Annotated in this window: 4 protein-coding genes; 1 reads left to right on the forward strand and 3 read right to left on the reverse strand. The window is 42.8% G+C overall.

What is annotated here, in order from left to right:
- Positions 1 to 580: 580 nt before the first annotated feature.
- The 3 genes from ruvB to FTU91_RS14650 all read right to left on the reverse strand — a co-directional run bounded on the left by ruvB (position 581) and on the right by FTU91_RS14650 (position 3,904).
- Positions 581 to 1,588, reverse strand: coding sequence for a Holliday junction branch migration DNA helicase RuvB (ruvB, locus tag FTU91_RS14640; protein WP_166167252.1), 1,008 nt, complete (start codon positions 1,586 to 1,588; stop codon positions 581 to 583).
- A 253-nt stretch (positions 1,589 to 1,841) separates the two neighbouring features.
- On the reverse strand, positions 1,842 to 2,444 hold the full coding sequence (gene ruvA / locus FTU91_RS14645) for a Holliday junction branch migration protein RuvA (protein ID WP_180082692.1): 603 nt from the start codon (positions 2,442 to 2,444) through the stop codon (positions 1,842 to 1,844).
- Between the two features lie 122 nt (positions 2,445 to 2,566).
- Entirely contained in the window at positions 2,567 to 3,904 is a 1,338-nt protein-coding gene (locus FTU91_RS14650; RefSeq protein WP_180082694.1) for a deoxyguanosinetriphosphate triphosphohydrolase, read from the reverse strand.
- 534 nt (positions 3,905 to 4,438) lie between these two features.
- Between FTU91_RS14650 and purL the strand changes: the two genes are divergently transcribed.
- Positions 4,439 to 8,275: a phosphoribosylformylglycinamidine synthase gene (purL, locus tag FTU91_RS14655; protein WP_180082696.1), complete on the forward strand. Its 3,837-nt coding sequence runs from the start codon at positions 4,439 to 4,441 to the stop codon at positions 8,273 to 8,275.
- Positions 8,276 to 8,652: the final 377 nt, after the last annotated feature.

The raw sequence follows: 8,652 nt of genomic DNA on the forward strand, positions 1-8,652 counted from the left end.
CATGAGAAAGCCCATATAAATGGGTAGAGTACAAGTTGCTGTAGAAGCATTTTTAATTCGTCTGATCACAGATACTTTATAAAGTATTTTAATACTTTTTTGAATCCGTCAATGCGTAAGTCCTATTTATAAAGTATTTTAATACTTTTTTGAATCCGTCAATGCGTAAGTCCTAATTAAATTAAAATCACATATGCATTTTTTAAATTTGTTTTTCATGGTGTTAGTTGATTCATCAAATAGCAGTTATATTCTTTGATTTTTTGCTTGATAAGAGGTTTTGAAATCCTCTTAGTTAAATTATAAAATTTTACTGCCGCAATTTTTCAATAAAATCGAAAGGGATTTGTGTGGGCGAAGTCTTACTTTTGAGAGGCCAAAATGAGGATATCAAACTATATTCTGAGTCCGCAAGAAAAGCCTTTATTACCCATACTCAACATTCTGAGCCAGTTTTAAGCACTGCTTTAAAATGCAGCGCAAGAGATGAGTAACGTGTGGCATCCTTGCCACACTCGTGTATCCAAAGCTTGCTTAAATTTAAGCTATGCGACACTAATAAACCTAAGCTATTTTTAAATTACTTATCCTTCGGCTCAGGCGGAGTCATGCCAAACTGCAAATATGCCATATTAGTAGCAATACGGCCACGTGCAGTACGCATGGTATAGCCTTGCTGAATCAGATATGGTTCAATCACATCTTCTAGCGTGCCTGAATCTTCCGCCATGGCAGCAGCCAAAGCCTCTACACCGGCAGGCCCACCATCAAAACGCTCAAGCAACATACTTAAGTAACGGCGGTCTAAAGTATCCAAGCCATCTTTATCGACATTTAGCATATCCAGTGCACGTTGTGCCATTTCCTGAGTCACTTCGCCTGTACCTTTGACTTGAGCATAGTCACGAACACGACGCAGCAAACGGTTGGCAATACGCGGTGTACCACGGGCACGACGCGCGATTTCTTTTGCACCATCATCCGTCATGGGAACGTCCATTAACGAGGCTGAACGTGAAACAATATGGGTCAGGTCTGCAACTGAATAGAACTCTAAACGCTGCACAATACCAAAACGGTCACGCAGTGGCGAGGTGAGCAAGCCTGCACGTGTCGTTGCTGCAACTAGGGTAAATGGCGGTAAATCCAGTTTGATTGAACGTGCGCCCGGGCCTTCACCAATCATGATATCAAGCTGATAATCTTCCATGGCTGGATACAGAATTTCTTCAATTACAGGAGAAAGACGATGAATTTCATCAATAAAGAGTACATCGCCTTCTTCTAAATTGGTCAGCATAGCAGCCAAATCACCGGCACGTTCCAGAACGGGACCAGAAGTCGATTTTAGATTACCGCCCATTTCGCGTGCGATAATATTGGCCAGTGTGGTTTTACCCAGACCGGGTGGGCCAAAAATAAGGGTATGGTCGAGTGCTTCGCCACGGCCACGGGCTGCGCCAATAAAGATTTCCATTTGCTCACGTACCACCGGTTGACCGATGTAGTCATCGAGGGAAGTGGGGCGAATGGCACGATCAAAATGATCTTCGGGTTTTTCAGAACCACTGATGAGACGGTCTTGCATATTAAGTCAGTTCTATTTTCGTGAATTCGATTATCGCGTTATGGTCATAAATACCACATTTAGTTGCACGGCCGCGAATGATGAAAGATATTCACTACTTTCGCGTAGGCGATGCCTTACTTTTGAAAGATCAAAAGTAACAAAAATCTTTTGTTGGATTGAGGATATGTCCTTATATCCCAATCCAACTTGGCGACATCCATGTCGCCTATCGCGTATCAAACTTAAGGATAGATCGGTTTATCTATTTGAATTACTTGTTCATCGACTTAAGCGCAGCACGGATAATATCACTTGCTTCGGTAAAGTCCGCTTTAACGGCATTAATCAGTTTTTGTGCTTCTAAAGGTTTATAACCTAATGACTGTAACGCTGCTTCAGCTTCTGCCACCGCAGAGTTACCACTAAACTGGATTTGCTCTACAGTAGAATTGCTTGGTGTCGTGCCAGCTGACATGGCTTTGAAGCGGTCACGAAGTTCAATCATCAAGCGTTCAGCTGTTTTCTTCCCAACGCCTGGGACTTTAACTAGTGTATTCACATCTTCATGCTCAACGGTATGAATCAGCATTTCTACACTTAAAGTAGATAAAATGCCGAGTGCCATTTTAGGTCCTACACCGTTGACTTTAAGCAGGGTACGGAAGATGGTTTTTTCTTGGGCATTCAGGAAACCATATAAAAGCTGAGCATCTTCACGAACGGCGAGATGCGTCCATAAGGTAACTTTCTGGCCTTTTTGTAATTGGCAAAATGTTGAAAGCGGGGTATCGATTTCATAGCCCACGCCATTTACATTTAATAATACTGTCGGTGCTTCTAGAGCCAACACCTCGCCAATAAGACATCCAATCATGTTTATTTATTCACTTATCTATCGTTGGTTGCATAGTAGTGAGCATTTGCACGAAAGGCAAAATGCTCAGGTATAATTTTTTAAATCTGGTGAAAATTTTAGCCAGCATATCTGCAACATTTTTACATCAAGCCGGCTTTATTGCCCTGTAACTCTTGCGACAGGTTATAGGCCTGATGGTCTGAGAATTTCGAAATAATATCCAGCACCTGCATAATATTTTCATAGTGATTACTTTGAAAATTGACACCGGCACGTTGCAGCATCGACATTAAGCGCTGTTCTTTAAAGCTCAAGGTTTTATGTGGTGTGGTCAGCGGAATAAAGGCATCCAGAATATTTTGCAGACTTTGATGGGCAATAATCTCTAAACCAGCCTTTTGCGGATGTTCAAAAATCTTGTCACGGGCTAAATTTTTGGCTCGTTCAATCCCCCATTCAATATCTTCAGAACAATATTGCAATAAACTGCCTTTGAGTTGTCCTGATAAAATTTCAAAGTGATGTTTGGTAAAAGCAGTGGTCACTTCATCCACAAGACGTTTCATCACCCGGCCGCGTAAAGCAGCAATTTTTTGCTGCCAGGTGGTTGGTATGGATAATTCTTCAGGCCTGCCATAATCTGCAATCAGGTCGAGGAAAACCGGTTCGACTTCTTCATAAGACAACATATTTAAAATAATGCCATCTTCCAGATCAATCAGGGCATAACAGATGTCATCCGCAGCTTCGAGTAAATAGGTCAGCGGATGACGGCAATACTGATATTCACCAAGCTGAATTAAACCGAGCTGCTCTGCAATTTGCTTGAGAGTCTCTTTTTCAGACTGGTAACAGCCAAATTTTGCCCGCTGATTGGCAGGGCGATCCCCTTGTGAGGCAATGGTTTTCGACAGCCACGGATATTTTAAATAAGCGCCTAAAGTGGCGTAAGTTAGACGCATGCCGCCATCATTGGGATGATAGTCAATTTTGGTTAGTAAACGTAAACCTTGGGCATTGCCCTCAAACTGGCGTACATCGGCCTGCTCTTCCGGGGTGAGTTTTTTTAAAAAATTGCCATGTGAAGCATCATCAAACCATTCGCGAATGGCATATTCACCGGCATGTCCAAAAGGTGGATTACCAATATCATGTGCCAGACACGCAGCCTGAATAATGGCACCGACATCGGCAGGGGAAATCCATACTGGTAGTTCATCCTTAATTTTTTCCGCTGCCAGCATGCCCAATGAACGGCCAATACATGATACTTCGAGCGAATGGGTTAAACGGGTGTGAATACCATCGTGCTGGGTCAGGGGGTGGACTTGGGTTTTACGGTTGAGCTGGCGGAAACTTTGCGAAAAGATAATGCGGTCATAATCTTTGTGAAATGGGCTACGTGCCTGTTCTGAACTTTGTTTTTTGCTACCAATACGAACTGTCGAAAGCAGTTCCAACCAACGCATTTGTTCCATTTATCGTTATTCAATGAAGAGCTGAATTCATCATGCCAAAAAAAAGTCCAAGCGACTAGAGTAGGGCGACATGATTTGTCTTTCTGATAATGCACTGAGCTGGGTACTAGTGTTTGAGCTCAATCATTTACTCAAGAGATCTCTTTCATGAATCCAATACCTGCTAAAATCTATTTTTTCTTTTGACTTTACGAACAGCTTATAGTTATTGAAAAATGATTTATGAAAGAACGCTAAGACATCAAGAATGAAAAGATGCAGAATTATGTAACACTGGCTAAAAGATACGGAATTGAGCATAAGCTGTAATATTGAAATAATATTTAGAAACAAGATAGTGCAGGCTTAAATTTATATAAGATTCAAAATTTTTATCTGAAAAATAAAATATTCTTCCATGTTCTTGAAAGAATAGATGGCACATTCGTGAATTTCTATCTAGCTGATTTTGCCAATACACAGTAGAATATGCGCTCTCTCTAAGTCACATTGGCGGTAGGGTCCAATAGACCTGCCCGTGGAGCCAAAATCAGCATGTTTATCGTGGCCGGTGCACCAGCACACTCTTCTTTTAAGAAAACTCAACTCTTAAACCGTCTCGCGTCAATGAGTTCTGTTCAATCAATTGAAAGTCAATGGATTTATCTGTTTGATCAAGCGCTCAACGAACAGCAGCATCAATCTGCATTACAATTATTAAATGATGGTGCTTCTTTTGAAGTTCGTCAGGCAGCAAGTGATGAAATTCAGATTCTTGTAACGCCACGTCTAGGCACGATTTCTCCGTGGTCTTCTAAAGCGACTGATATTTTTGCCAACTGTAATACCCCGATACACCGCCTTGAACGCGGTGTTTTGTTTACTTTAAAAGGTATTTCTGAAGTATCCAATGAAGTTAAACAGGTTTTACATGACCGTATGACTGAAAGCGTGTTCAATCATATTGATGACGCTGCAGCTTTATTTGTTGAAACTGCACCAAAACCTTTAAATAGCATTGATATTTTAGGTCAGGGTAAACAAGCACTGGTTAAAGCCAACTCTGAATTTGGTTTTGCCTTGTCAGATGAAGAAATTGATTATTTAACCGCAGCATTTAACAAGCTGGGTCGTAACCCGCACGACATCGAATTGATGATGTTTGCTCAAGCCAACTCTGAGCATTGCCGTCATAAAATCTTCGGTTCAGAATGGACAATTGATGGTGAAAAACAGCCATTATCATTGTTCCAAATGATCAAGAATACTTATAAAGAATCTCCAACAGACGTATTGTCCGCTTATAAAGATAATGCTTCTGTCATCGTGGGCTTTGATACACAGCGTTTCTATCCTAAAAAAGATAATGAAACAGGTCACCACGTTTATAAATACAAGAGCCAAGCTGCTCACATCCTCATGAAAGTGGAAACCCACAACCATCCAACAGCGATTGCACCATTTGCTGGTGCTGCGACTGGTTCGGGCGGTGAAATCCGTGATGAGGGTGCAACTGGTCGTGGTGGTAAACCAAAAGCTGGCTTAACCGGTTTCACGGTGTCTAACCTGAACATTCCGGGTTTTGAACAACCTTGGGAAGAAAATTACGGTAAACCATCACGTATGGCATCTCCACTTCAAATCATGATTGAAGGCCCATTGGGCGGTGCTGCGTTTAACAACGAATTTGGTCGTCCTGCCTTAAATGGTTACTTCCGTACTTTCGAACAAAACGTCAATGGTGAAGTGAAAGGTTTCCACAAACCAATCATGATCGCTGGTGGTTACGGTAACATCCGTCCTGACCATGTGGAAAAAGATGCCATCCAGCCGGGCGATTTGTTAATCGTGCTTGGCGGTCCTGCAATGCTGATTGGCCTTGGTGGCGGTGCAGCATCTTCTGTAGATAGCGGTAAATTGGGTGAAAACCTGGATTTCGCTTCGGTACAACGTGAAAACCCGGAAATGGAACGCCGTTGCCAAGAAGTGATTGATGCTTGCTGGCGCATGGAAGATTTCAACCCGATCGTGTCTGTACATGATGTCGGTGCGGGCGGTATCTCAAATGCCATGCCTGAGCTTGTGAATGATCACGAATTAGGTGCAGTGCTTGACCTTCGTAAGATTCCTTCATTAGAGCCAGGTATGTCTCCAATGGAAATCTGGTCGAACGAAGCACAAGAACGTTATGTTTTAGCGATTCGTCCAAGTTCTTTAAGCCTGTTTGAATCATTGTGTGCACGTGAGCGTTGTCCGTTTGCGGTGTTGGGTGAAGCGACTGAAGCACGTCACTTAACTGTTGAAGATCCATTGTTTGAAAATAAAGCCGTGGATATGCCAATGCAGGTGATGCTGGGTGGGACACCACGCATGAGCCGCTCTTACGAGACGATTGAACGTAAAGGCGATGACTTTGATGCAGCTAAAGTCACTGATTTGAAAGATGCGATTTTCCGTGTTCTGAAAAACCCGACAGTTGCTTCTAAATCGTTCCTGATTACGATCGGTGACCGTTCAATTACCGGTATGGTTGCGCGTGACCAGATGGTGGGTCCTTGGCAAGTTCCTGTAGCAGATGCTGCAGTCACTACAACAAGCCTTGTCGGTTACACGGGTGAAGCGATGGCGATGGGTGAACGTCCACCAGTTGCGCTTTTAAACCCTGCTGCATCTGCACGTTTGGCTGTAGCTGAATCAATCTCGAACATCATGTCTGCAAAAATCGAGCAGATTAGCGACATTAAATTGTCTGCTAACTGGATGGCAGCAGCAGGTCAACCAGGTGAAGATCAAGCATTGTTCGAAGGTGTTAAAGCCATCGGTATGGAAATGTGTCCTGCGCTGGGTATTGCAATTCCTGTTGGTAAAGATTCATTGTCTATGCGTACCACCTGGAATGACGAAGGTGAAGACAAGTCTGTAACATCTCCAATGTCTGGCGTGATTACTGCTTTTGCACCGGTGACTGATGTACGTCAAACATTGACTCCTGAACTGAAAAATGAAGATTCAGTACTGGTACGTATCGACTTGTCTAAAGGTCAGTTCCGCCTTGGTGGTTCGATCCTGGCTCAGGTGTATAAAGCCATCGGTTCGGTAACACCTGATGTTGATAGCTTCGAAGATTTCAAAGCATTCTTTGCATTGGTACAAGATTGGAACAACCGTGGCCTGATCAAGGCTTACCATGACATCGGTGATGGTGGCTTACTCGCGACTGTTGCAGAAATGATGTTTGCTTCACGTCTGGGTGTAGCACTGGAAGATCAATCGACAGAAGCTTTATTTGCTGAAGAAATTGGTGCAGTACTTCAAATCGCAACTAGCGATTGGGAAGCATTACAGGCAGAAATCGCTGAATCTTCACTTAAAGATGCTATCTCTGTAGTAGGTAAAGTGAACAATACTGACCAATTGACTATCAATGGTTTTGTACTTGAACGTGCTGATTTGCAAGTGGCTTGGACTGAAGTATCTCATCAAATTCAACGTTTGCGTGACAACTCTGAAACTGCGGATTCTGAGTTTGCTTTAATCACTGACAAGAACCACAAAGGTATCATCGCACAGCCGACATTCGATCTGAATGAACCGGTTGAAGCACCGTTTATTAATTCACGTCGTCCCAACATGGTGATCTTGCGTGAACAGGGCGTAAACGGTCATGTGGAAATGGCTGCGGCATTCGATAAAGTCGGCTTCAACACTGTTGACGTACACATGAGCGACTTGCTTGCTGGCCGTATCAGTCTGGATGACTTTGAAGGTATTGTGGCTTGTGGTGGTTTCTCTTACGGTGACGTAATGGGCGCAGGCGGTGGCTGGGCGAAATCAGTATTGTTTAACCCTAAACTGCGTGACCAGTTCGAGAAATTCTTCCATCGTCAAGAAACCTTCTCTTTGGGTATCTGTAACGGTTGTCAAATGTTGTCGCAATTGGCTCCACTGATTCCGGGTGCGGAAAACTGGCCTCGTTTCCACCGCAACACTTCAGAAGTATTTGAAGCGCGTGCAGTCAACGTACGTGTGGAAAAATCTCACTCGATTTTGTTAGATGGTATGGAAGGTTCGATTCTTCCAATCGCGGTAGCACATGGTGAAGGTCGTGTAGTTGCCACTGAAGACAAAATTGCTGCGTTAAATGCCGGCAACCAAGTCAGCTTACGTTATGTAGACAGCTTGGGTAATCCTACACAGCAATATCCATTGAACCCGAACGGTTCACCTGAAGCGATTACTGGTGTGACATCTACTGATGGTCGTGCAACGATTATGATGCCGCATCCTGAACGTAACTTCCGTGCTGTTCAGCATTCATGGAAACCTGAAGAATGGACTGAAGATGGTGCATGGTTACGCATGTTCCGCAATGCACGTAAGTTCATTGGTTAATTCTGAAGTGTTTTGAAAAAAGCCACCTTCGGGTGGCTTTTTTATTTTGTATCTATTTTTTATTTTATTTTTATTTCTCCCGCTGGACTTGGTTTGGATTTTGCTTTTATATTTGTGTGAAAGATGATTTGTATGTTTTATGCACAATCATGATGCAATATGGAAGAAAGATGGTTCACTAAATACAAGTTCAGGATTGAATCTCTAAGCGAGGTGACACAATGCCAAAAACTGCAATCTATACAAATGTTCCTTTGTACACGACAAAAAAAGATAACTCATTGAAATAATGGCATAATACTTGTTTTCTGACGACGAATATGATGACACATTTCAATGAGTTACATCTCATCTTAAACAAATATCTAAAGTGGAAC

It is taken from the genome of Acinetobacter sp. YH12201, from assembly GCF_013418145.1.
Lineage (GTDB): Bacteria > Pseudomonadota > Gammaproteobacteria > Pseudomonadales > Moraxellaceae > Acinetobacter.

Coding starts and splice junctions, on each gene's coding strand:
- purL (WP_180082696.1), top strand. CDS start 4,439: ATGTTTATCGTGGCCGGTGCACCAGCACACTCTTCTTTTAAGAAAACT.
- FTU91_RS14650 (WP_180082694.1), bottom strand. CDS start 3,904: ATGGAACAAATGCGTTGGTTGGAACTGCTTTCGACAGTTCGTATTGGT.
- ruvB (WP_166167252.1), bottom strand. CDS start 1,588: ATGCAAGACCGTCTCATCAGTGGTTCTGAAAAACCCGAAGATCATTTT.
- ruvA (WP_180082692.1), bottom strand. CDS start 2,444: ATGATTGGATGTCTTATTGGCGAGGTGTTGGCTCTAGAAGCACCGACA.